The 23,628-nt window shown below is 48.0% G+C and carries 21 protein-coding genes and 1 pseudogene; 7 read left to right on the forward strand and 15 right to left on the reverse strand.

Annotated elements, in window-relative coordinates; translation table 11 throughout:
• Nucleotides 1-22 precede the first annotated feature (22 nt).
• Together LBW88_RS24890 and LBW88_RS24895 are read right to left on the reverse strand one after the other, a co-directional pair.
• A complete protein-coding gene (locus LBW88_RS24890) occupies nucleotides 23-1,252 on the reverse strand; it encodes an MFS transporter (protein WP_224934558.1) in 1,230 nt (409 codons plus the stop codon).
• Between the two features lie 223 nt (nucleotides 1,253-1,475).
• Nucleotides 1,476-1,763: a damage-inducible protein J gene (locus LBW88_RS24895; RefSeq protein WP_224934559.1), complete on the reverse strand. Its 288-nt coding sequence runs from the start codon at nucleotides 1,761-1,763 to the stop codon at nucleotides 1,476-1,478.
• 804 nt (nucleotides 1,764-2,567) lie between these two features.
• Here LBW88_RS24895 and LBW88_RS24900 point away from each other — a divergent pair.
• Together LBW88_RS24900 and LBW88_RS24905 are read left to right on the forward strand one after the other, a co-directional pair.
• On the forward strand, nucleotides 2,568-2,966 hold the full coding sequence (locus LBW88_RS24900; protein ID WP_224934561.1) for an H-NS family nucleoid-associated regulatory protein: 399 nt from the start codon (nucleotides 2,568-2,570) through the stop codon (nucleotides 2,964-2,966).
• A 215-nt stretch (nucleotides 2,967-3,181) separates the two neighbouring features.
• Nucleotides 3,182-3,967, forward strand: a complete 786-nt coding sequence (locus LBW88_RS24905) for a TraX family protein (RefSeq protein ID WP_225031566.1) — start codon at nucleotides 3,182-3,184, stop codon at nucleotides 3,965-3,967.
• An 86-nt stretch (nucleotides 3,968-4,053) separates the two neighbouring features.
• Here LBW88_RS24905 and LBW88_RS24910 read toward each other — a convergent pair whose 3' ends face one another.
• Nucleotides 4,054-5,130: a methyltransferase domain-containing protein gene (locus LBW88_RS24910; protein ID WP_224934565.1), complete on the reverse strand. Its 1,077-nt coding sequence runs from the start codon at nucleotides 5,128-5,130 to the stop codon at nucleotides 4,054-4,056.
• Between the two features lie 474 nt (nucleotides 5,131-5,604).
• Here LBW88_RS24910 and LBW88_RS24915 point away from each other — a divergent pair, with 474 nt between their 5' ends.
• Nucleotides 5,605-5,805: a hypothetical protein gene (locus tag LBW88_RS24915; protein WP_224934567.1), complete on the forward strand. Its 201-nt coding sequence runs from the start codon at nucleotides 5,605-5,607 to the stop codon at nucleotides 5,803-5,805.
• A gap of 28 nt (nucleotides 5,806-5,833) precedes the next feature.
• Here LBW88_RS24915 and LBW88_RS24920 read toward each other — a convergent pair whose 3' ends face one another.
• The 6 genes from LBW88_RS24920 to LBW88_RS24945 all read right to left on the reverse strand — a co-directional run bounded on the left by LBW88_RS24920 (nucleotide 5,834) and on the right by LBW88_RS24945 (nucleotide 9,312).
• A complete protein-coding gene (locus LBW88_RS24920; protein ID WP_224934568.1) occupies nucleotides 5,834-6,097 on the reverse strand; it encodes a biofilm development regulator YmgB/AriR family protein in 264 nt (87 codons plus the stop codon).
• Nucleotides 6,098-6,594: 497 nt separating this feature from the next.
• Entirely contained in the window at nucleotides 6,595-6,840 is a 246-nt protein-coding gene (gene ycgZ / locus LBW88_RS24925) for a regulatory protein YcgZ (protein ID WP_058962457.1), read from the reverse strand.
• A gap of 213 nt (nucleotides 6,841-7,053) precedes the next feature.
• A complete protein-coding gene (locus LBW88_RS24930; protein WP_224934570.1) occupies nucleotides 7,054-7,329 on the reverse strand; it encodes a hypothetical protein in 276 nt (91 codons plus the stop codon).
• 412 nt (nucleotides 7,330-7,741) lie between these two features.
• Nucleotides 7,742-8,140: a fosfomycin resistance glutathione transferase gene (fos, locus tag LBW88_RS24935; RefSeq protein ID WP_224934572.1), complete on the reverse strand. Its 399-nt coding sequence runs from the start codon at nucleotides 8,138-8,140 to the stop codon at nucleotides 7,742-7,744.
• 76 nt (nucleotides 8,141-8,216) lie between these two features.
• Nucleotides 8,217-8,426 (reverse strand): hypothetical protein, encoded by a 210-nt coding sequence (locus tag LBW88_RS24940; protein ID WP_058962480.1) that lies wholly within the window; start codon nucleotides 8,424-8,426, stop codon nucleotides 8,217-8,219.
• Nucleotides 8,427-8,523: 97 nt separating this feature from the next.
• Complete coding sequence (locus LBW88_RS24945; RefSeq protein ID WP_224934703.1) at nucleotides 8,524-9,312, reverse strand: sulfite exporter TauE/SafE family protein; 789 nt, start codon at nucleotides 9,310-9,312, stop codon at nucleotides 8,524-8,526.
• Nucleotides 9,313-9,418: 106 nt separating this feature from the next.
• Between LBW88_RS24945 and LBW88_RS24950 the strand changes: the two genes are divergently transcribed.
• On the forward strand, nucleotides 9,419-10,186 hold the full coding sequence (locus LBW88_RS24950) for an AraC family transcriptional regulator (protein ID WP_224934574.1): 768 nt from the start codon (nucleotides 9,419-9,421) through the stop codon (nucleotides 10,184-10,186).
• 138 nt (nucleotides 10,187-10,324) lie between these two features.
• On the opposite strand, the gene LBW88_RS24955 is transcribed toward LBW88_RS24950, so the two are convergent.
• Nucleotides 10,325-10,915: a TetR/AcrR family transcriptional regulator gene (locus LBW88_RS24955; protein ID WP_224934576.1), complete on the reverse strand. Its 591-nt coding sequence runs from the start codon at nucleotides 10,913-10,915 to the stop codon at nucleotides 10,325-10,327.
• Between the two features lie 77 nt (nucleotides 10,916-10,992).
• Here LBW88_RS24955 and bdcA point away from each other — a divergent pair, with 77 nt between their 5' ends.
• Nucleotides 10,993-11,706 carry an SDR family oxidoreductase gene (bdcA, locus tag LBW88_RS24960; RefSeq protein ID WP_224934578.1) on the forward strand — a complete coding sequence of 238 codons (714 nt, stop codon included), beginning with the start codon at nucleotides 10,993-10,995 and terminating at the stop codon, nucleotides 11,704-11,706.
• 62 nt (nucleotides 11,707-11,768) lie between these two features.
• Here bdcA and LBW88_RS24965 read toward each other — a convergent pair whose 3' ends face one another.
• Nucleotides 11,769-13,334, reverse strand: coding sequence for a sensor domain-containing diguanylate cyclase (locus LBW88_RS24965; protein ID WP_224934580.1), 1,566 nt, complete (start codon nucleotides 13,332-13,334; stop codon nucleotides 11,769-11,771).
• A gap of 421 nt (nucleotides 13,335-13,755) precedes the next feature.
• Nucleotides 13,756-15,489 carry an ABC transporter ATP-binding protein gene (locus tag LBW88_RS24970; protein ID WP_224934582.1) on the reverse strand — a complete coding sequence of 578 codons (1,734 nt, stop codon included), beginning with the start codon at nucleotides 15,487-15,489 and terminating at the stop codon, nucleotides 13,756-13,758.
• A gap of 233 nt (nucleotides 15,490-15,722) precedes the next feature.
• Here LBW88_RS24970 and LBW88_RS24975 point away from each other — a divergent pair.
• Nucleotides 15,723-16,146, forward strand: a pseudogene (locus LBW88_RS24975) (NUDIX hydrolase).
• A gap of 72 nt (nucleotides 16,147-16,218) precedes the next feature.
• Nucleotides 16,219-16,644, forward strand: coding sequence for a colicin E1 immunity protein (locus LBW88_RS24980; protein ID WP_224934584.1), 426 nt, complete (start codon nucleotides 16,219-16,221; stop codon nucleotides 16,642-16,644).
• Nucleotides 16,645-17,817: 1,173 nt separating this feature from the next.
• Here LBW88_RS24980 and LBW88_RS24985 read toward each other — a convergent pair.
• The 3 genes from LBW88_RS24985 to LBW88_RS24995 form a co-directional block, all read right to left on the reverse strand.
• Nucleotides 17,818-18,870, reverse strand: a complete 1,053-nt coding sequence (locus tag LBW88_RS24985) for a RepB family plasmid replication initiator protein (protein ID WP_058962421.1) — start codon at nucleotides 18,868-18,870, stop codon at nucleotides 17,818-17,820.
• Nucleotides 18,871-19,821: 951 nt separating this feature from the next.
• A complete protein-coding gene (locus tag LBW88_RS24990) occupies nucleotides 19,822-20,757 on the reverse strand; it encodes a ParB/RepB/Spo0J family partition protein (RefSeq protein WP_224934705.1) in 936 nt (311 codons plus the stop codon).
• Nucleotides 20,758-20,792: 35 nt separating this feature from the next.
• Nucleotides 20,793-21,995, reverse strand: a complete 1,203-nt coding sequence (locus tag LBW88_RS24995) for an AAA family ATPase (protein WP_200575183.1) — start codon at nucleotides 21,993-21,995, stop codon at nucleotides 20,793-20,795.
• Nucleotides 21,996-23,628: the final 1,633 nt, after the last annotated feature.

Genomic DNA, 23,628 nt, shown 5'->3' on the forward strand with positions numbered 1-23,628 from the left:
CACCTCCAGTAACAACAAAAACTCAATCGCGATACTTAAATGTGAACATAAACAACACGGCAATTACGGCAGCCGCGATCGCCGGGATCCACCAGAACATGCCCCAACTGGCAGCCGACACCTGACCCGCGACCAGATGGTTATACAGCGCGCCAGAGATTTGCGAGCCCAGCAGCATGCCGATGCCGTAGGTGAACATCACAATCATGCTCTGCGCTTGTCCTTTGACTTTGTCTCCCGCGATGCGGTCGGTATAGATGAAGCCGACGACAAAGAAGAAGTCGTAACAGACGCCGTGCAGCAGAATCCCAAGCCAAATCAGTGCGCGTCCCTCCTCGCCCATACCCATGGCAAACAGGGCGTAACGCACAAACCACGCGCACATACCGACCAGCAGCATGTATTTCACGCCCAGACGGCGGAACAGCAGCGGAATCACCAGCATGAAGAAGATTTCAGACATCTGACCGAAGGACATCAGTGAGCTGACGTTTTCAACCCCGGCGTCGGCCAGCCAGGAAGCGGTGTAGGCGTAGTAAGTGCCCAGCGGAATGGAAATCAGCGTGGCGCAGAGCGAAAAAATGAAGAAGTGACGGATTTTCAGCAGGGCAAACGCATCTGCGCAGAACAGATCGCGCGGTCTGAATGGCAGGCCTTTAGCGGGTGCGGGTGTATGCGGCAGCGTGAGGCTGTAGATTGCCAGTACCACGGAACAAATCGCCGCCACCGTGAAGACGCTAACGCTAGAAGCAATACCGGTAAATCCGATAAAGAGACCGGCGATGATCCAGCCAATGGTGCCGAACACGCGCACTACCGGGAAACTCTTCTCGCTGCTGGCGAGACTGTGGAAGGCAATATTATTGGTCAGTGCCAGCGTGGGCATGTAGCACAGCGTGTAGCCGAACAGTAAGCCGATCAGTAGCGCACCGTTCTCAGCGATCATCGCCTGAGGTACGAACCACAAAATCACTGCACCGGCCAGATGCATCACCGCCAAAACTTTTTGCGAAGGGAAAAATCTGTCCACCAGCATGCCGAGAACAAACGGCGAAAGAATGGAGGCAATCGGGCCCGCCGAGAAAGCATCGCCAATCAGCAATGACATGTTGTGCTGGGTCATCACCAATCCCAGCGTGACCGACCAACTGCCCCAGATAAAGAACTGAAGAAACATCATCAGTGACAGCCGTGGGACCAGCATGCGCTGCATTGCCTGGTCTTGCGCGGTGCCTTGTGTTGCAGCAACCATATCCAACCTCCAGAAAGTAATCGATTACAAAATGCGATAAAATAAAAGTAATCGATTACAAAATGGAAATCATCGTGGTTGATCACAAATTTTTACTTAGGTGGAAAGGGAGGATTAATGGCTGATGAATGGGGGCGAATAGACCATACAAGGATTGAGCCGCCTAACGATGAGTCCGTGTGAGCGTTAGCAGCCGCCGAACTATCCCAGACAATTTCAACGCTCACAATTTCCCATGCTGTGCACGCTCTCTCAATTTATCCATGTGAGAAGTGACCTCCTCATGGCTGATATACTCCCCATGGTCCGAATTATGTCGCTCAAAAGCTTGGGTGATTTGCTGTTCAAGCAAGATATCGTGCTCATGATTTTGATGACAACGTTCTTCATCAGCTAACTCAACAGCTCTTTGACACATAAGCTCAGTCAGGCTGAGATTGACCCGTTCAGCAGCCTGCATAGCCAATCTTTTGGTTTCATCATCAATTCGAAAATGTTTGGTGCTGCTCATTCTGATCTCATGCGTAGTGTGGTTTGTACTGTCATTATGGGGGAGCTATTTTGTGAATGTCATCCCGTTATTCTATTGCTTAACACAGTGTGAAAACGAGTTGTTGGCCGGGCTGGATTGAAGGCTTCGCCTATTTCCCCTAAGCACAATGATGGTCGTTTAAGCAGAATGATAAGACCTATAACGCCCTCAAAGCTTAAAGGTCCATAAAGATCGAGCGAAGATTGTGAAGTGAAACGTGATCAATTTGATCGTTTCATGAACATGTGAATACACATTCAAACGCATCAATCCTGGAATCTTTCCCGCATGAATTAATTCCCTAATTTCACACGGCATCCCTTACCGCGCAAAATTGAGCCCCTATCCATCATAGCTATCTTGCATACCGTTATGATGTTTAGCAGTGACGCATAGTGAAGTTATCTGAACGAGGGAACGCTTTATCCGGTCATTAATTAAGTAGCCATTAACGTTTGCTTCCTCCGCACCGTGGGTCGTGACAATCATTGTGACCGGGTAACATAAGTTTTTCTGCGTAGACATACTTAAAAATATAACCAAACGCTAAAATCACTGATGATTAAATTAGAGTCCGAAGCGCAATTATCGACTTCTCAACGCCTGGCACACCCCGAAATTTTGAGAAATATCTAAAAATTGACACTTTGCGGGCTTTATTATTGATATCTGATGTGTTGTACTTCTGCAACGAGGGTAACATCTATATACTCATCCCTAATTTGTTATCTACTGCACCACTTAATTTATTTCGTTCAGCGACAAAATATTCAGGAGAAGTTCATGAGTGATTCACTTAAAGCGTTAAACAATATCCGTACGCTTCGCGCGCAGGCACGTGAAGTGCAGCTTGCAGATCTGGAAGAAATGCTGGAAAAATTCACTGTTGTCGTGTCAGAGCGCCGTGAAGAAAACAACGCCAGCGAAGCCGCCGTGCGTGAAAAAGAAGAGAAACTGGCTAAATATCGTGAACTGCTGCTGCAGGACGGGATTGACCCGAACGAACTGCTGGGCGCATTAACGCCAACGGGTAAGACTCGCGCTAAACGTGCTCCACGTCCGGCTAAATATAAATACACGGAAGATGGTGTTGAGAAGCACTGGACCGGTCAGGGTCGCACGCCAGCAGTGATTAAAGCCGCTGTTGATGCGGGCAAATCTCTCGATGATTTTCTTATCTAATCGGGCTTTCCCCGTTTAATTTGAGTTATCGAACATTTTTGGTGGGTGTTCCGCCCACCAAAAATTAAACACTGATTGATATCTTCTCCCTCTCCCCTTTCGCTGAATCCCCATATTAAGATAATGACGGGGTTTACTATCAACTATTGTCATTGTAATGTTCAAATCGCTGTCTCTGACTGACTATAACAACGCACAATTGTCGGTGATCATCCATGACTCTTTTTTCTGCCTTACTCAGGTTTAGCTCGCCTTTAAACCAGGTTAAAAGCCTGAGCCCGTTGCAGGCTGATATTATTAAAACCATCGCACTGGTTGCGATGCTGGGTGATCACATCAACACCATATTATTAAGTGGACGAAGTGCATTTTTATATGCATTCGGACATATCGCGTTTCCGCTGTTCACGTTGTTCTGGGCGGCTAACTTACCTGCTGATGCAATACGTTTACGCCAGCGGACAAGAAGATTATGGCTTTGGGCTATCGTGACTCAACCATTATTCTGGCTGGCCTTTATGATGAAGGGCCAATCCTGGCTGGCGCTGAATATTCTCTTCGCTTATGCCGGATGTACTCAGCTAATCAGCTGGGCAGCACGCTGGGGTGTAAACGGCGCAATGGCGGGAGTAGCATTATTACTGCTGATTGCCTGGCCTCTTTCCCCGGCGAGTTACGGCGTATCGGGGCTAGTGTTTTGCCTGCTGTGCATTATCGCCAGATATCATTCAGGAGCAGCAGAGAATGGAATGTTCCTGCTCCTTCTTTTTGCCGCGATGGCATGGCTTAACATGCCGCCTGTTCTCAACGGGTGGTGGGAGGATGCCATCGTTTACGATTTCCTGCCGACTTTGGTGCTGCCACTGCTGGTGATTGGTGTGGTTGCGGCGATGCCAGCCGTTTACTCGCTACGTATCTGGCCACGTCGATTTTTCTATCATGCGTACGCCGCGCATTTGGTATTGCTTGGGTGTCTGGCGCTAATACCCGTTCGGCCTTGATTAAAATCAGAGCGCTTTCACAGGCCTGTTAGAGGCTCAATTTAGGGTTTTGGATGCGATGCCCTAAAGCACGAGCACCCAATCATTCATCCTGACCGCTGCACCATAAACACTTGATGTCCTGCAAACGCCAGTGCCGTTCCCGGCTGGGGCCAATCGCCGACATGATGGAAGCCATTATGCGCAAATGCCTGCAGCCAGGTTTCACGCGAAAGAGATAGCGTATGCGAATCATGTCCTTTTGTTGCCTGCTGCAGCACCGCAGCGGCGGTTATCCACCTCAGCGCCGAATCCTGTGTGGGTTCCACCACAATCAGTACACCTTCAGGTTTCAATGCCTGCCAGATGTCCTGAAGTATGCCATCGAGGCGATGAGTCGTATGCAGCACCTGGGTTGCCAGTACGGCATCGAGCTGAGCCGATGGGCATTTTTGCTCATCCCGCAATGGATGCAGGTCACTATGGCCAGTGTTTGCGTTAATCTCCAGCACCTGCTGGAAATCATTACCCTGCAACGCCGTTTGCAGCAGTGAAGCGGCGATCTGGCCGAGGTAATCCACCAGCATGCTCCTTTGATGCATCGCAGGATCAAGGGGACAACCCTCGTGCAGTGATAATCGGCTCTGTGCCAACTGTGGATAGCGCATCACCTCGCATAGCATGTATTGGTCAGCGAATAATGTGTTAAGAAAGTCATCTCCCTCAAGGTGCCAGTCCAGGCAACGGCGCAGACGAATTTTTCCATCATCAATACGCTGTTCGATGGAGGGCAGACTCGGTGCACAATCCCCAGCAAACCAACGCTGCTCGCGCTGCTCCACAATCCCTTCGTCCTCCAGAATGCCGTGCCATTTTTCCAGCAAAAACTGGAAGCAGTCGTCAATCCCTGCTCGCTGGCGCACATCCGCAATCAGCCAACCATCATCGGAGACAAAAGACAGTTCATGTAGCAGTTGCCAGATCATTAACGGTGCCATTGACTCGCTCTCCGTCTGGAAAGCAGCCAGTGAAGCAATCACCTCAGGCATCGGCAATCGCTGCGCAGCCTGATGCCCTGCCCGTTGCCAATCATCATGTTTTGATGAGACAGCAATAGCGGGCGAAAAATGGCTGTCTGTTTGAGGGTTCGCTACGCACTGATGCGCGCTTTTATCTCCATTCATAACCACTCCAACTTTTAAATGGGGTGTGAACTCATCACATTCTTTGTAGGGTTTTAATTGGCTTTGCTAAAGATGCATGCGATTTCAAGCCTGCAACCTGTAAATGATAATCATTATTATTCATCGCGCAAACGAATTTTCTATCACTTCACCCCATCGTTTTGTTGAAAACATGGTCATGAAGCAATGGGCAAAAGGTGAGTTTGGTGGTAACGGAGGTTTAGATTGATCAAACGTTGGCACCGGTGAATCTTTTAGAGAGTGACTATTTTTGCCAGAAATTCACGAATTAGAGTCGTTGAGGATAAACTTTATAAGCGCAGCGTTAATAATGATTAAACTCTTTATTTACAATAGCGTGTGGGGACAAATTTTTATTTGAAAATAAGGAATGCCGGACATCCAGCTATTTTAGGGTATCGGTAGGGGTTCAGATATGACACACTGTATTTTTATACAGAGTGTGGAGTCGCGGTGAAGCATGATGGCCAGATTACACAAGAGATATTGGCGTTGTTAGGCACCACGGTGTCAGCGTTTATCCGGGAAGGCTTAGCTTTTGAGACGCATGAAATTTCGCTAGCCCTGCAAAAACTCAAAGACAATGAAGCGGATTCAGTTTTGAGAGAAAAATACGAAACGCTTATCCGCTTACTTTCTAAAATGATGCACTGATTTAAGCGAGCTATTAATGAATCAGTCATTAATCATCCGGTGTTACACCCACAACGATTTCAAGAGTCTGGCGCAAAAGCTGGGCTTGAGAATCATCCTGAGTTGATTCAAGTGCACGGATTAAACTGATGATGATAGCTTTATTCGTTATCTGACCTTCCGATGCCAGCACGTTACGGATGATAACATCTAACACCGCCGTCTCATCTTTCAAGCCCGGTCCCGCATTGCGGAAACGTTCTGCCAGTTCCTGATCGGCAAGCGCAGAAAAAATGTCTTCTGATGTGTGCATGATTTGTTTCCGAGCTTAGTGTTGTCAGGGGTTAATCACTGATAGCAGTCAAGGTGATAATCAGTGCTTTCTATTGTTGCCTGAGTGATGCGAGTCCGTGTACAAGTGCTGGACAGAATTTATTCCCTCCGCCCTCTGTTGTTTAACTCGTTCCCCTTCGGCAATGCTCTTCCTTACTTCAACAATTGTCTGGGCGATCAATTGCCGCCTGTCAGTATCATCTGACTGGTCTTCCATAACCTGAAGTTGTTCAATGAGTGCACGGAAAGAAACGGGCCCTGCTCTCTGGAGCAGAACCAGTGTGGCTTCACCGAGAATTTCATCTACTAACTGCTGGCGTTCACTTCTATTCATATACTTCTCTGATAACGGCATCTGCATGGCAATTTTGCTGTAAACAGACTGCAAATTGCAATTTCTGCCACAAGCCAGAATTCATTCTAGTACCCTGCAAATTCAGAACGGTAATGTTGTACAACTTACGCTTGAATACTGAATCACTCATCGCGGTCGAAAAGCAGTCCAATTAGCTGATGATAGTGGTGTTCCTCTTCAGCGTTGGAGGAAATTTCCAGGCGGCGAAGCAACTTGGTGCAAAGTGATTTACGATTCAGGTTTTTGCCTTCTCTCAGGATTTCGACCACGATCTGGCCTAATGTTTCTTGCTGAGAAGGCAATGAGGCTTTATTAAAATATTGTGCAATAGCTTCTGAAGAGTTCGGAGTGTATCCATTCTGACGCATGTGTTAACCCTCTCATGTTGGGTCAGGCAATTGACCTGATAAAGTTGTACAGTTATTTCAAAATCTGTACAAGAATATAGTCAATATCAGATGATCACTTTTTTGCAAAAAGTGCTATTAACTGAGAGGTAGCCTGCCGAAACAGAAAAATCTTAATCATCTGTTCCGACAAGTATTTTGAGCGGAGATCAATATTTGAGTTAAGTACTCTCGCTACTTTTTAGTATTTTCAACTGACAATAGTGTGATGCTGTCTGCGCTTTCACTCAGACGCCGTAACGGTGAACTGCTGCGCTTATCTTCTGACGAGGGTTGCCGATAATCGTTCAACCAGTCAATCGCTGCCAAAATGGCTTGTTTACGGTCCGGCGTTTCAGCCTCATCGACCATGCGATGCAGTTCCTGATTTAATTGTACAACACTGATTTTTTCGCGGCGGGCGAGAATTTGATAAGCAGCCTCGCCTAAAATTTTGTCTGAATTATCCATTCTATTACCTCCTGAGAATCGGGCTTACGCTTAGTCCTCAGGTTTCATTGTAGCTGATGGGATGTTAGCGATAAACCAAGCGGCAAAATTCTCAGGCTTTGGGATGCCAATCTATTTACACCAATACCCGCCAGCGCTGGGATTACGTACATCCAATAGATTTATCTGAATGATAATCTCTGGGTTTACATTATACGAATGACTGCCAGGCTCAGACTACGTATACATTAATTTCTAAGGCGGTTAGTCATGAATAAGTACTCATTCTCTGCGGCGTTGCTATCCATCGTGCTTTGCGGGCTATGTTCTTTCGGCGCGTATGCGGGTGTTTTTGGTTAGCCTTAAACGGCAGGAGTGGCCCAGCATGAGCGACGATGCACAATCGCAATCACCCCAGCTGCGGCCTCTCCTCTCAATAGAACTTCATCTCTTCATACGGCTGTGCCCTGCAGGCTTTTAAGCGACTCTCCAGAGAGCCCACATGGAGTTCCAGTTTGTGACCATCCGGATCAAGGAAATAGAGCGATTTCCCCTCACTTTTGTTGACCTTCCATTCTTTCACGCCTGAAGCTTTCAGCCTCTCGGCAAACGCTTCAAACACTTCATCTTCAATGCTGAAAGCATAGTGCGTGTAATCTTTACCGATGGAAACGGCATCCAGTGAGAGGCACAGCCAAAGCTCACCTATCGAGAGATAAGCGCCGTTCTTCCATTGTGCGCGTGGAGTGAACCCCAGCGTCTCAACATAAAAGGTGAAACTCTCAGAGACATTGCTTACAGCTAAAGTGATGTGATTCAGACCGGTCAGCATGTTGAACTCAATACATGAAGTTGTAGGGCTAATTTATCACAAGCGATGGCATGGAAAGCGGCTGTCACGTGGATAGCTATGCAAACTTCTGCAGAATTCTTATCGCCATTTCCATGCCCTGCTCACGCTCGGCATCATAGTGATGACCATCGTTTTGCGCTTCCTGCAAGACATCAATCAACGACTGAACGGCAAACTCGCTTTTTCTGCCCAGAACTTCCAGCACCGCGCCGCCAATCTCATTGCAAATGGCTTTTCCTTCAGCGTGTTCATTTTGCTCAGACATGACTGACTCCTTCGTGAACCTTAAGGTATTCAACCTCGCCATTAGTAGCATAAAGACCGTGGCGAGCTTCATTTCATTGCATCATAAATCAATTCAATTACAGCACCATTGCCACAAGCACAACACTCAATAACAGCACATAAATTCGCGCATGCCAGACATCCGGCACGGCGGGAATGTATCTTTGTGCAACTAAAATGCCGATAAATCCTGTGACCACCAGCAACATAACAATTTTGAGACTAATAAATCCGAGGAAACCATTTGCCGGAATTATTTGCCAGCCGCCGATGGCATAAGTGATGGTGCCACAAAGCGCCACCGGCAGCGAAAGCGGATTGGCCACGTTGATGCATTCCCGCATCGGATAGCCATGCCGTCGCAATAACGGTACCGTCATGACGCTTCCACCCACGCCCAACATCGCAGCAATTGAACCGATGAGTATGCCTCCGCCTGTCACTGTGGCCCTCGATAGCCGGCGCGGCGTGCTACCACTGAAGAAACCTTTACGCAGCAGGCAATCAGCAATCGTGACCATCATATAAAGGGAAAACAGTGAACGAACCCATTGTTCGTTTAACAAGCCTGCCAGCCATGATCCGACTACCGCACCTATAGCGATAAACCAAATGAGGGGAAAACAGGCCTGTACTGAGATGGTGCCCGCTCGCCAGTTTCGATAGCTCACCCACCCTGCGTTAAATATCATCACCGCCGTCGAGGTGGCGACGGCAATATGCATCGCATTGCCTGCCATTTCAGGCTGCCCACGCAACAACTGATAAACAAAAGGCACGACAACAAAGCCGCCACCAAAACCAAACAGCACTGTAGTAACGCCAGTGGTAAAACCAGCCAGCACAATCATGAGAGTATCGTTCAAGGGCATGTTCCACGTATAAATAAAGCCATAGCCTAACGCTCGCCTGACCCACTTCCCATTTGAGCAACGCTCAATTACCCTTGCCAATCAGTCATAAGGAGTGAACGTGCGCAACACAAGCATTGACGATGTCGATTGGATAGAACGTGATGTGGTCGCGATGGGGAATGACTATGCGCAGGGGTTTGTACTGGCCCCCCACCAGCACCGCCGAGCCCAATTGCTTTATGGCGCAACGGGGCAGATGCATGTATCAACTCAGGACGGAGAATGGGTCGTGCCGCCACAGCATGCGGTGTGGATCCCGCCGGAAACCCTGCATGCGGTGAAATTTGTCGGCGTGACGACGCGAAGCCTGTACATCACTCCTGCGTGCGCAGCTCGGATAAGTGACCGCATTCGCTGCGAGGTTATCAGCGTATCGCCCTTGTTACGTCAGCTGCTGCTGGACGCAGTGGACTTACCGCTGCTTTATGGCAGTGAACGCGAATGCGCGCTGATCAACTTGCTGTTACTCGAGCTGGCAGCGATGCCGGCGCGAGAATTCGATATCCCCCTGCCACGACAACCCGCATTGTTGGCGCTGTGCCAGGCATTCCTGCTTATCCCTTGCATCCACGATCCTGCCGATCGCTGGGCAAAAACGATGTTTATGAGTGCCAGCACTTTTCGCCGCCATTTCCTGCAGCAAACCGGCATGACATTCTCTGCCTGGCGTCAGCGAGCCTGTGTGGTCAGCGCGCTGTCATTGCTCATTAAGGGCAAGTCGGTGAATGAGGTCGCTTTATCGCTGGGTTATGACAATGGTTCGTCTTTTGCCACCATGTTCCGCCGCGTAACCGGCCAGCCGCCTTCCTTTTATCATCCCGTTTAAGATATCAGCCCTTAGTTATCCCTATCAGTAACCACGATTCCTGGATGACGGGCTTTGCAGCGATTACGCCAGTCGTCTTTGAACGCAAAAATGAAAATTTCTTTCGCAACGGCGCCAACAACGACAGCAGTGCCCGCCTTAAACCGGAAGTAACTGCGCCAGCATCTGACCAGCCATGCGCGATGTCTCCTGCAAACGCTCGGCGCTGGCGCCATGCCGTGAACGAGCCGACAGGCCCGACATGATCGTCACCATAAAATCTGTTACCCGCACGGCCTGTTCCGGATAGCGTTCAGAAATATAGGCATGGAACATCTTCTCGGCTGCCGTATGAAAACCACAGGCTACCTCCCGCGCAGAAAGATCATCGCTGTGGATACCTTCCAGCACCAGACATCCGGTCGTTTCCGGATCGGCAGCGTAGCGACTTGCGGCTTCATTCAGAACTGCAGAGAGACACTCCGCCACCGGGCGATCGTGACGCAAAAGCGCTTTGAGACTGATAGCGCCATTTTGGGCATAACGATCCAGCACCACGCGGTAAAGCCCGAGTTTACTGCCGAAGGCGGCATAAAAGCTGGGCGGATTGATACCAAAGGCTCTGGTCAAATCCCCCACACTCACCCTGTCGTAACCACTCGAGTGAAACAAATTCTGTGCAATGCATACCGCCTGTTCCGCATCGAACTTGCGTGGGCGGCCTGGCGTACGGCTAATTTTTGTAGTCATCACTACATATTCCTTTGACAACCTGACTGACTCAATAATATTGTAATGGTCACTACAATACAATTGGGGACACACTAATGGCGGTATTTACAAACAAATCGGTACTGGTGTTGGGCGGAAGTCGGGGCATTGGTGCGGCAATCGTGCGGCGTTTTGCCTCCGATGGTGCTTCGGTAGTATTCAGTTACGCCGGCTCGCGCGAAGTGGCAGTAAAACTGGCGGAAGACACGGGCAGTAAAGCGGTTCAGGCGGATAGCGCCGATCGCGATGCCGTGACTAAGCTGGTACGCGAATCCGGGCCTCTGGATGTGCTGGTGGTGAATGCGGGCGTCGCAATATTTGGGGATGCCTTAGAGCTGGAAAGCGATGCCATTGATCACCTCTTCCGCATCAACATTCACGCACCTTATCATGCAGCTGTGGAAGCCGCCCGCCAGATGCCTGAGGGCGTTCGTATTATCGTCATTGGTTCCGTCAACGGAGACCGGATGCCAATGCCAGGAGGCGCCGCCTATGCCGTCAGCAAATCCGCTCTGCAGGGATTAGCACGCGGTCTGGCACGAGACTTTGGACCACGCAGAATTACGGTGAATGTCGTCCAGCCGGGACCCGTCGATACGGATATGAATCCAGCAGACGGCCCGATGAAGGAGCTTATGCACAGTTTTATGGCCATCCAGCGTCACGGTAAGCCTGAAGAAGTGGCCGGAATGGTTGCCTGGATTGCCGGCCCGGAAGCTTCATTCGTGACAGGTGCCATGCACACGATTGATGGCGGATTTGGCGCGTAAGATGTCATCGATGAATTTGAGCCAGGCTGCCCCAATAAACCTGGCTGCATTTGCTATCAGCTTTAATTATTGAGATATGACTCTTCGCTCTTCACCTGATTTCTGCCCGCCTGCTTAGCAGAATAAAGTGCCATATCAGCCTGCCTGATCAACATCTGAGACGAGCGATTTTCTCTCTCTGTATTCAGCGATGCACATCCCGCGCTCAGCGTCACCCGTTGAGAAGGTAACAGAGACGAGGCATGTGTGATGTCCTGCTCACGTACGGCTTGCACCGCAGCAGCAGCCACCTTCATCGCATGTTCAATATCGGCACCGGGCAGAACGATGGCGAACTCTTCTCCTCCATATCGTGCCACCAAATCGGTACCGCGCAAGGAGATGCCGTTAATCGCCTGCGCCACACGCTTCAGACATTCGTCCCCGGCCACATGGCCATAAGTGTCGTTATAGCGTTTGAAATAATCGATATCGATCATCACCAGCGAAACCGGCTCGTTGTGCTTATCAGCGGCCAGAATGCACTCATTCAGGTAGCGATCAAATGCACGTCTGTTCGCAAGCCCCGTTAACGCATCAGCATGGGCCAGTCTGTTCAGCGCATGGTTGGCTGCGCTTAGCTCATCGCGAAGACTTGTTAGCTCAAGCTGGTAATGCAGGCTGTGCCGTGCCTGACGCAGCACGAAAACACCCATGGCAACGATAGCGGATAACAAGGCAAGACTCAGCAACACATCCTGAACGCGACCTTTCATCCATTTAATGAACAGGCTATGCGTGTCATACCCTGCTGCAACCACTAGCGGGTAACGATCCGATCGTGCAAAACCAAAGATGCGCGGTTTGCCATCAAGGGCTGAGGTCCACTGCCCGCTTCCGCGGTTGGTGCCCTGCAGCATCTGCTGAAACAGGTGACTGGAAGAGAGATCTTTGCCAATAAAACTATCAGGCATCGGCCGTGCGTATAACACCGAACTGTCTGCCAGCATCAGGACCAGTACGTCCTTCGCCCCCATCTCGTAGTAAGCGTAAAAGTGCCGGAAGTAATCGACTTTCACCGTAGCCAGTAAAACGCCCTGAAACCCGCGCAGCGCATCGCTGATGCGAAGAGAAACGGGGATCACCAGATCGCCAGTGCTTCGGCTACGGATCACCGGACCGAGGTGAATGCTGTTGCGCGGATTGTCGCGTTGAAACCTAAAGTACTCACGATCGGAGTTATTGATGTCTGCCGGTATCTGCGATGCAGAGGTGGCAATCCATTTGCCTTGAGCGTCGTAATAGAAAAGGCCGTGCAGCTGTGGCAATCGCCCCTGAAGCTCCCGCATGGTCTGGCTCAGATTGCCACTATTGATACCGGTCACCAGCTGCGATTCAACGTCCCGCTGCATTTCACGCATCGCGAGCTCAGTCTGCAAGAAGGTGTCTTCCGCCTGCCGCGCCTGCGACAGCGCCAGGTTCGTCGCTGTTTCTTCACTCTGCCTGACGGTATCATTCCAGTCCTGATGCAGCGTCCATATGCTGATACCTAACACCGCGGCGATAAGCACAATGCCTGCAAGCGTGATACTTCTGATGAGGGAGTGATAAAGGAGCCCTGCCTGTTCGCGCGTGTCTTTTTTATCCATCCTTATCCCCATCATCTTTATCCAGCATTCAGTTAAGCAGATAAAGAGAAATGCGAAAGCTTGCCTGGCATTACCCGCTAAAAAGGCTGAACTATAGGATATTTCTTGCTGCCTGGTGTTGATAACGCGCAGGAATGATTACCAATTGATATCAGTAAAAATGACGAAGGGAGTTAAACAAGAACGTCTGAATAAAGATATGTATTTCTGTGATGATTTTTAGAATGCCATAATCAAATTTATTTTATAGACGCCATGTTGAAACTGACCTGCCTGACAGGCCAGTTTCTATCGATGACAGGTTTCAAATATTTAATCCAATGCGCCATTATTATTCAAACTTCTGAAGAAAGCCTTTTTATGACGCACCGGATTAACAGCATGAACTGGCTTCTCTTTCAAGGCAGTTCCGACGATTGCATTACGCCGATTCAGCAATGACCGATTTAAATTGAGCGTGCCACATATTATAAAACTTGCCCTGTTTACCCATCAACAGAGCAAAACTCCCGTTTTCGATCACTTTTCCATCCGCCATGACCACGATTCTGTCGAACTCTTTGATGTTTCCCAGACGGTGAGTTACGGCGATAACCGTCGTGTCGAGTGAAAGGATTTCATTAAACAGGTGATGTTCAGTTTCTGGATCGAGCGAGGATGAAAACTCATCAAAAATGAACAGATTAGCTTTTCGGTATAACGCACGCGCGATCGCCAGCCTTTGCCACTGCCCGATTGAAAGCTCATCTCCGCCAAACTGCTTACCCAGGCGGGTCTGCTGCGGATGAGGAAACGCGACTTTACTGAGTAAATCGTCAACCTGAGCGGAGTGTGCTTCTGTGTCATATTGACTCAGTGCGATATTCTCACCGACGGTAAATTCATACTTACCGTAGTCCTGAAACACGGTTGCCACCTGCTGACGGTATCCATCAATCTCCAGACTCTGCAGCGGAACACCGGATACGCTGATATCACCCTGATCATAGGCATACATCCGCAGCAGCATTTTAATCAGCGTGGTCTTGCCACTTCCGTTATCCCCCAGAATCGCCACTTTCTCGCCCGCCCTAATCTCAAGGTCAATGCCGTCTAAGGCCTTCTTGCTCCGGCCTTCATAACCAAAGCTCAGGTGCTTGATACTGAGCGAGAACGGCGTGTTATCTGGGAGTAATTTTTGGCCGTTGGTGACGGGTTCAATCTCCTCGGTCATAAAGGAGTGGTAACTATTAAAAAAGCTGCCCATTGATGTCAGATTGGCACCGTAATTCGCAATTTCATCCAGATGCGATTTCATCATCACAATGGACTGAAACACCATCACTAACGCGCCCACTGCGATATCACTACTGCGCAGATTGCTCAGGAAAAGATAAACCCCGGCAAACAGCATCACCAGGCTAATCAGCATGGCTAGAATGGGCGTAATCAACGCCCTGACACGTTGCTGGTGCATACGTTGATAAGTATTCGATGCTGACCCCGAGAATTTTTTTAGCAGATAACTACCCAGTCCATAGAGTCGGATCTCCTGTAAAAAGCTTTTATCCATGCTAACGCCATATACGTAACGCATTGCGATAGCGTCCTTAGAGTTTTTGAATAACTCGTGTACGTATTTTTTCTGGATATGGATATTGATCATAATCATCGGTAATACGGACAAGGCACAAATGGCCGCCCCAATTCCTGAATACGCAATCAGCACCAATAGCAAGCTTCCAGCCATTACGGCGGCCCTGAATGAGTAAATAATGCAAATGATGAAATTAAGCGGTCGGTAGGCCGCTTCTTTTTTCAAAAATTCCAGCTGTTCGTAACGTTCCTTGTTATCAAAAAGGCTCAGCGTGAAAGATTCATTCATTCTGCGCATAATATTTGCACTGAAATGGCTGGTCGAAATTTCCGTCACATCACCCTGAATGAGATTTACCAGCGGTGTCATTAGTTGAATACCCAGCAGAGACAGACACCAGATAGCAACACTGAACATCAGTGCATGGTCACTGATTTGAGGCGCATGAAGTGTGTTAATTATCTTTCCTGTCATGAAGACATTAAGCGCCGGTATCAGGCCCTGAAGAAGGACGATAGCGATAAGTGCGGTAATACGAAGTGGGCTGGATGCAAAGACGTACCTGATTGCCAATAACACTGACTGCCTCCCTTGTTGCAGTTGGAATGGATCACGCGGGTCGCAAAACAATGATAGTTGAGAATGAAATTCATTTACACTAATCGCTCACATCCACTTCGCTGCGCGTAGTGGTAAAAAGCGAACAGATTTATCAAGCATGTAATTAATAACCATTCTCACTTGCGCTATACTCCTCCCTCCCTTCCACCAACCCGGCACGAAGGCGCAGTAACAAAGACTGGAGGATGAAGATGATCGCAGACAAGGTTATCCGCATTGCGGCGGCAATCATGATCAATACGGAGGGGCGCGTACTTTTAGTCCGCAAGCGCGGTACCCGTTATTTCATGCAGCCCGGAGGGAAAATCGAGTCGACTGAACGGCCTGTAGCTGCATTGATTCGTGAACTCAAAGAGGAACTGCAAATCAATGTCACCGAGCAGGATACCCAATATGTAGGCCAGTTCACTGACACAGCTGCAAATGAGCCTGGGCACACGCTTATCGCCGATAATATTCACTGTTCTTGCACCCACCACAACGATTACGCCAGCGGCTGAGATTGAAGAGATCACCTGGCTCCATCCATCCGATACTTCTTCGTTGCCATTAGCGCCGCTCACCGGCCAACAGATACTCCCACTAATAATGAAGACAGGTCAAAGCGCCCACTGAGTTCACGTTCACCGGCCTTTACCACTCAGGAAAAATTTCCAACGCCGATAGCAAGGAAGCCATTGCCCTATCATGTCACGACGTAAGAAAAGACTGCGCGGTGGAAACCCGGCGCAGCGGATGCAAGTTGATGAAGGTAAACACTATGGCCCTTTTTTAACGTATCTCCGCAGCCTCACCTTCATCAAGAACACCCTGATCGGTTGCTTCTATCCCTTTATCCTGATGCTCAATTTCATTCAGGATCGTTCCCCTTTATGGTTCTATGTCCCGCTGGTTATCTCGGTGATCCTCTTTCCATTCGCCAAAGTTGCGATTGAACGCATTGGTCTCTGGATTGCACCTGCACATTTTTGGCAAAAAATTGATAGTTTGAATTATCGCTTACGAAGCCTGGTCGACATGCTGTATTGGTTGTTGATCACGCTGATGATAGTGCCCTTAACGGTGATCTATATTTTCCAGCTTCACTTCGACAAGCACCGATCACTGTTTTGAGCCCTGTCCGACATTTGGCCAGTGAGTCATGATGAGCGACTGCAAGCGTGAAATGAAGGGGAGCTACACCTGAACAGGATCGCGTCGTGCGAGTTGATCCTGTGGAACAACCACTATAGAGAGTAAACCCCGCTTTTCATATCCAAACTCACATTTGTGATGAGGGGATCCAATCCAGGCACGCCGGCAACGCACACTTTAAGTTAGTAACCACTAACAACAGTATTACCAAGACTTGCGAGGTTAGTAACCACCAGGGGGCTAGATTAAACATAACCACTATAGAGAGTAGCTACTCACTATAGTGGTTGTTTCTACTCTCTATAGTGGATGTTTGATCCTTTGCCCAGCAAATCAACGATCCTGCGATCGTTATTGGATCTTCCGGTTCCTCCGATATGTGCATTTCATTAAAATTTTACTCTCTATAGCGGTTAGCCATAAAGGCAAACATCACAAATAACTCATTAATATCAGATAATTAAATTAATTCAAGGAAAACCAATAACCGCTATGGAGAGCAACCTCACTCTCTATAGCGGTTATTAAAGGATGCGAAAATCCCGCAATCGCGTAGGTGTAAGCAGGATCACAGGTTAAGCCGCTCATCAAACCTACCAGCAATGCTATCCACTATAGTGAGTAACTCCTCTCTATAGTGGATATCTGGAGAAGGAAAAGCAGCTTTACGCCGCGAAAGTGAATAAGCTAATGATAATAAAACAATAAATGTTGAGTTCAACAGGAAACTGAACATAAATCAGACTGTTATCTGAACAAATATCCCTCAATAATCCCCCAAAAACTCAATAAGATAGAAGTGATAACGTCACTTTAGCCGAACAACCACTATAGAGAGTACATACCTACTCTCTATAGTGGTTGTTAAAACCTGGCGACGATCCTGGATCATTCCATGATGGCAGTCCCCTCTTCTATCACACTGAAAGCAGTCACATTGCGGGTTTTGGGCTGGTAATGGTGCGAATTGTGAGCGACTTCCGGATAACCACTATAGAGAGTACAAGCCTACTCTCTATAGTGGTTACTGGGTCACAAATGTCTTGATAGCAGTGAATGTGGGAGGTGAACGACGTGGATTGCAGCAGCAAATAACCGCTATAGAGAGCACTTACTCTCTATAGCGGTTATCAAATGGGGGCTAATAGAAGACTACTTCACTTTACCTTTGCGTATTTCCTCAAGGATCTTCAGCTCCGCTTTTGACAGCATCACCATTTCACCCTGCGGCTCGCTGACTGCAGCAACATCATTGGTCTCGATAGGATCATCCAACTCCAGCTCATCTTCGAGAATGTCCGGCAGCTTGAGTGGCAGCTCTGCAGGTTTGAGCTTAGGCCGGCGATAGTGAATGTGGAATACCACGGAGCTGCCGCGTTTTAGTTCAGTGTAATCAAGGTAACCAATGTCTTTAAGCTGTTCCATCGCCCTGCGTACGGTCGCGTTTTGCGTGATGGGACGAGATGTCAGATTCAGACGCTGTCGCAGTCGCGCCATGGAGATGGGAGCCGGATTCGGAGGCAGGCTTTCGATAAAGGTATAAAGCGCCTGAGCGGACTCCTTACGAGCCAGAGCGTTTATGGCGCGTAGCTGGAGCAATACCTTGCGATCAAACTGATACAGCTCGAACAGCTTGGGATCGGCCTGAAGCTCGACCGTATCCTTTTTGACACTGTATTTAGCGGATTGCACCAGATGCGTGACATAGAGTTCATCTTTGTCAGCAGTACCGAACTGGATGGTATTGGATGCAATGCGGATCAGCGAAGCTTCCAGTCGCTCCCTCAGCTTGGCTGAAGATCGAGAGGAAGGAATGCCACACAACTTGACGAACTCGACGAAGGGTAAAACGACTTTGTCATTGGTGACGTTGTACTTTGCAAACGCGTGAATGATCCCGACCCACGTCTTGAAATCATTGTCCATATCGAGTCGCTGGCCAATGATCCTGATCTTCTCATAACCTTCTGATTTAACGAGCGACAGCAACTTAAGCTCGTTCGTGACATCAGTGACGGCTGTCGTGTCGTTTTTACGGTTATTGGTCGATTTTAACGTAGGAACGAACAGGCCCAATCGCATTAAAGCAACGGGTTGAACAGTGTTATCTCTGTTGGGGGTAAGTACAACCAGTTCGCCAGTTCGTTTATCTGTTTCTGAAAAGGCTTCAACTATCTTGTTGTTTTTTAGCTCATTTTCCGACATTTTCGAGGATCCGGTTTATACACAGGGACATCGCGCGTTTACTCTCTATAGCGGATACTAGCACTCACTTCATCGGTTAGACTACTCTCTATAGAGGATAATTTACTCTCTATAGCGGTTAGTTTACTCTTTATAGCGGTTACCGATATCTCCTCAGGGCTTACGGCACAAGGCTTTAACCGTAGTGGGGATCTGTTAGGAACTTCTATGATCTTATGAGGATCTATTCTTGGATCGGGTCAGTGAATAATGGGGATAACCTTTTCTGGAAAACGGCGGCTGACCTTCAGTCAATCACGCTGCATAAAACATAGTTATGCACAGCAGAACCAGTTACACACAGCTTTCATCCTTGCCTGCTCACTACAGCGGTTATCAGTCACTCTCTTCATCGGTTGTTTCACTCATTTCATCGGTTATTTTCCTCTCCACAGCGGTTAGTTTACTCCTTATAGCGGTTATTGAGGCCCTTTCAGCCCAGTCATATCAAGGCCTGCAGCGATCCGGGATCTTCTTTGATCTCAATGGGATCTCATTATGATCGAATAATTGGATCTACCCTGTGGATAAAGGGGATAAAAAATCAGCGTTAAATGAGACTGTTAAGCAGGTTTCAGCCGGAATACGGTGATTTCGTTCAATTATGAATGTCGATCCCGAGAAAAGATCCCCTTGTATAACTCGCTGGATGAATGAGCCCAGCTTTTGGATAAACACACCATCACCAATCAGATGTTCGTAAATTCTGCCTGTACACGGTTTTTGGCGCGTTAAGGGAATTTGGCTTGCCAGACACGGGAATTGAACTTAAATCGCTTAGAACGTTGCTGAAGCGCTTAGGAGCACAGATTCAAACGGAAGGTGGATTAATGAAATGTGGGAACGTTATTAAAACAAAAGGACGTGAAAACCACGTCCTTTTTGGGATTTGCGTTGTATGAAGGAGCCTGATCAAGACTTAGAGAGGATCGCCTTAATGGCAATATCGATCTCTTCCAGCGTATTGGCAGGCAAACGGTGGAATTCATACTGCACATGGCGTTTTTCTGCATTAGTTTTGCGTTTAGCGTAAGCAGTACGATCAGAGAAATGGCCAAACTTCTCAGTGGTGACACTCTTGTTTTTCACCGGTTTAACCAACTGCTTTTTCGCGGTGGTGAAAAACGACAGGATCCGGGTTTTCTGATCATCGGAAGCCAGTTTATGCAGCGCCTGATCGTCATCCATTCGCTCTTTTACCTGAGCGACAACCTCTTTAACCGCCACACCCTCTGCTTTCGCTTCTTCTGCCACATCCAGCAGCAGTTTGTAGTCTGGAATACTGAGATCCGAAACCACTGGAATTAACTCGATGAATTCAGCAGGAACCCACGCTGCCTGAAATGCACGCGTCACTTTGGCGTTTGAGATCCCTTCTGCTTTCGCGATCTCGGTCTTGTTCATGCCCTGCGCTTCCATCATCAGAAAACGTTGACCCAGTTCACGCAGATTGTGCTCTTTTGCTGTCTGGATATCAGCAGCCAGCTGGCGGGCATCACTGATATCAATTTCATCCTCGGTCACCAGAACTTCGAGGCCCGTCCCGGCAAAAAGACAAGCAGCACGACGACGAGATCCATCCATGATTTCAATGCGGCCATCCACCAGACGGCCAATTGCCGGGAAGAACTGCTGCAACTCAATGGTGCGCGTAATGTCTTTCACTGATTCTTCGGTGAGTGCTGATTGATCTCGCCCATTCACCTGCGCGTCAACAAAAGTTTTGGTTTCCACTTCACCACTAGGGATGAGCTGGCGACTGAATGTCGCCGTGTTACCGGATTTCAGGGTGAATACGCGTGACTGATTGCCGCTGTTGATAAAGCTCGACATCTGGGATTGGCCCATGGTGCGGCCAATTCTTTTGAGTGATTTGGGTTCGGTCACTTGGTACTCCTGATATATTCAATGCGGTCAAATACAGCGCGTGAAAAATTCTCGGCTTCCTGTTTCGCCTTTCTGAGTGCATCGGCACTGCCTGGATACGAAGTCGGATTTGCGCTGATCACCGTGTCAAACGACTCACCACAGCGCTCAAAACCATCTAAACGGGGCAATACCGCATCCAGCATCGATTTTGTGAAAACCTCACGTGCATAGCTGTGAGAGGTAATATGGTCGTGTTTGGTGGTCATCTTCGACATAAAGCCAATGTTCGCCTTCAATCTCGGCTCTATCCCTTCGTTTTCAATGCGCTCAAGCATTTCCGGCAGTCGCGTCAGGTATTTCATCGTTGAGTGAAAATCTACCTGTGCTGGCGGTGTCGGCGTAAGCAGTAAGTCACTGGCAGCAATGGCATTGAGCATAAATGCATCAAGATGCGGGCCGGTGTCGATAAAGATGAAATCGTAATCTTCAGCCAGACGATCAATGACGTTGCGGCGCAGAACTTCAGAGGGTGCGATCCCAGGTAGATTCTCAGCAACCAGTGCATCCCAGTCGCTGGCGACAAAGCCATCATCTATAGAGGCGGGCATCACATCGACGCCTGGCATCACTGTGGGTTTCACAAACTGCTCACGCAGCTGCTCGGTGCTGACATCGTTCAGCATTGCCTGAGCAGCGGTTTCCAGCACGGATCCGACACTGTTGGTATGGCTGAGGAACATGGTGCTGGAGGCCTGCGGATCCAAATCAATCACCAGAATTCTCAGATCGTTATGCAGCAAGCCTGGGTGAGCGCGTAAACCGTGTGCCAGGGTAACGGTCGTGACGGTTTTGGACACGCCACCTTTGAGGTTGACTACAAAAACCACGAAGGGATCTTTATGTTTGTCGCGATATTTGGGCACTTTGCGATGCTTATAGATATCGACAACGTTTTGAATGCTCATAGCATATTGAGAAGTGCTGCCGGTCTGCTTTCTGCCAAAAACGTAACCCGCCTCTTCCATCTCACTGATGGCTGCAGCAACCGCATGTTTACTCAGCAGCGGTAAGTTAGCGACGGCATTGCGAGTAAAGGTATGGTAGTAACCTTGCTGGTTAAATTCCTGACGCTGCTGCTCGATATGGCTGCTGAGTCCGTGCAGCATGCCATTCGCACGGTTGGCGATGTCAAACACGTCACCGTAATCACGCTTCATAAGCACCTCAATAATAATGATTTGTTGTATTGTACTAAAAAAGCTTCCGCATGCCAGTTTTTAGGTAAAAATCAATAAAAGTGGATTTTTTTATTATTTGATGATTTTGTGGCTAGTGAGAATATGTCAATAAAATCAATTGGATAGGTGTATTTTTTTTCACCAAACCGATCAGATCATGAAATCCACGTTTCAGGAAACTCCCCTACCCTATCGTATTTAGCATGATATTTAAACAAAAGGTGTTCATTGGTTTGTTTGAAAAATCGTGGCTTACAATCAAGTTGATAAATGTAATGATTGTCCAAAATGTTGGTGACTATCCTAGACTGCACACGCTTTGATATTAAAGCGGCTTTATTGATTGCAGTGATTTTCAAATTATCACCCCTATGCGATTGCCAGACAAAATACGATTTCCCTTCCCTTCCCTTCCCTTCCCTTCCCTTCTATCTAATTACTTTAAATGGTAACAGTTGACGCTGTTCATAGAATCATGCGCTACAAGTTGTGACCGCACTCTTAAAAAGTAGCTAATGTGATGCGCAGATATTTTCAATATTTTATTTACTCGTTAACCCTGAATGAATTTTATAAAAAATTCTTAATTTCAAAGTGCATCTGCTGCACATTTAGCTCACATCAATGATGTGAGCTTCTTCTCTGCATTAAGTTTTTAAAAACACGCTACTCAGAATAATTCAGTGTATGAACTTGCTAACTCTTGATCTGATTAATTTAAGTGACAATAACAATTCATCTGAATATGACGTTGGTATTGCCACCATTGTGATCACGCACACCACACTCACATCTCATATAAATTGGAATCTATTGATAAAACTCGCGGGCTTTATTATTTCAGGGCACGTCGACTTTTGTGTCTACAAACGAAGGTGTGCTCAAAAATACGTGAGTTCATCGAGCCCTCGAATTTAAGAAACAGAAATTTTTTGGTAGTTCAAAACAGAGATTGCCTTACGGTTAACTTGATTAGGATTTGAATGAAGACTTTTATCAACCCTGACACCTGACACCTGACACCTGACACCTGACACCTGACACCTGACACCTGACACCTGACACCTGACACCTGGCACCTGAGTCTGACTCTGACTCTGACTCTGACTCTGACTCTGACTCTGACTCTGAGAAGCATAATGCACGATATGTGATTGAGAGATAAACTGGAATAGTGAGAATTTATCTAAAAATGTAGATAATTCTGGATATTTAGGTAGTAACAATCAGCTCTCGAAACTTCTGGGCTGCATGTAGCATTCAACACGTGAGAGATATCAACCTTAAATTAGGTTAGAGCAAAGGTGGTAACACATTCTATGCAGAAAAAAATTTGAATTTGGCTAAATGCATGGTGATTTTCAGTCTGAAAAAATAGAATTATTCGTTATTTTTCAGGTTATTAAATTGATTTTTCGGTGGTGTAAAAATCATTTAATTGAAGGGATTTACTTCACATTAAGCTATTAAGGGTAATACTGTATTGTCCAGCGTCCAGCGTCCAGCGTCCAGCGTCCAGCGTCCAGCGTCCAGCGTCCAGCGTCCAGCGTCCAGCGTCCAGCGTCCAGCGTCCAGCGTCCAGCGTCCAGCGTCCAGCGTCCAGCGTCCAGCG

This window comes from Pantoea sp. alder81 (assembly GCF_020179835.1).
Taxonomy (GTDB): Bacteria; Pseudomonadota; Gammaproteobacteria; order Enterobacterales; family Enterobacteriaceae; genus Pantoea.

Bases quoted from the DNA above. Each gene is read 5' to 3' on its own strand.
- LBW88_RS24890 (WP_224934558.1), bottom strand. From the start codon at position 1,252: ATGGTTGCTGCAACACAAGGCACCGCGCAAGACCAGGCAATGCAGCGC.
- LBW88_RS24895 (WP_224934559.1), bottom strand. From the start codon at position 1,763: ATGAGCAGCACCAAACATTTTCGAATTGATGATGAAACCAAAAGATTG.
- LBW88_RS24900 (WP_224934561.1), top strand. From the start codon at position 2,568: ATGAGTGATTCACTTAAAGCGTTAAACAATATCCGTACGCTTCGCGCG.
- LBW88_RS24905 (WP_225031566.1), top strand. From the start codon at position 3,182: ATGACTCTTTTTTCTGCCTTACTCAGGTTTAGCTCGCCTTTAAACCAG.
- LBW88_RS24910 (WP_224934565.1), bottom strand. From the start codon at position 5,130: ATGAATGGAGATAAAAGCGCGCATCAGTGCGTAGCGAACCCTCAAACA.
- LBW88_RS24920 (WP_224934568.1), bottom strand. From the start codon at position 6,097: ATGCACACATCAGAAGACATTTTTTCTGCGCTTGCCGATCAGGAACTG.
- ycgZ (WP_058962457.1), bottom strand. From the start codon at position 6,840: ATGCGTCAGAATGGATACACTCCGAACTCTTCAGAAGCTATTGCACAA.
- LBW88_RS24930 (WP_224934570.1), bottom strand. From the start codon at position 7,329: ATGGATAATTCAGACAAAATTTTAGGCGAGGCTGCTTATCAAATTCTC.
- fos (WP_224934572.1), bottom strand. From the start codon at position 8,140: ATGCTGACCGGTCTGAATCACATCACTTTAGCTGTAAGCAATGTCTCT.
- LBW88_RS24940 (WP_058962480.1), bottom strand. From the start codon at position 8,426: ATGTCTGAGCAAAATGAACACGCTGAAGGAAAAGCCATTTGCAATGAG.
- LBW88_RS24955 (WP_224934576.1), bottom strand. From the start codon at position 10,915: ATGACTACAAAAATTAGCCGTACGCCAGGCCGCCCACGCAAGTTCGAT.
- bdcA (WP_224934578.1), top strand. From the start codon at position 10,993: ATGGCGGTATTTACAAACAAATCGGTACTGGTGTTGGGCGGAAGTCGG.
- LBW88_RS24965 (WP_224934580.1), bottom strand. From the start codon at position 13,334: ATGGATAAAAAAGACACGCGCGAACAGGCAGGGCTCCTTTATCACTCC.
- LBW88_RS24980 (WP_224934584.1), top strand. From the start codon at position 16,219: ATGTCACGACGTAAGAAAAGACTGCGCGGTGGAAACCCGGCGCAGCGG.
- LBW88_RS24985 (WP_058962421.1), bottom strand. From the start codon at position 18,870: ATGTCGGAAAATGAGCTAAAAAACAACAAGATAGTTGAAGCCTTTTCA.
- LBW88_RS24990 (WP_224934705.1), bottom strand. From the start codon at position 20,757: ATGGGCCAATCCCAGATGTCGAGCTTTATCAACAGCGGCAATCAGTCA.
- LBW88_RS24995 (WP_200575183.1), bottom strand. From the start codon at position 21,995: ATGAAGCGTGATTACGGTGACGTGTTTGACATCGCCAACCGTGCGAAT.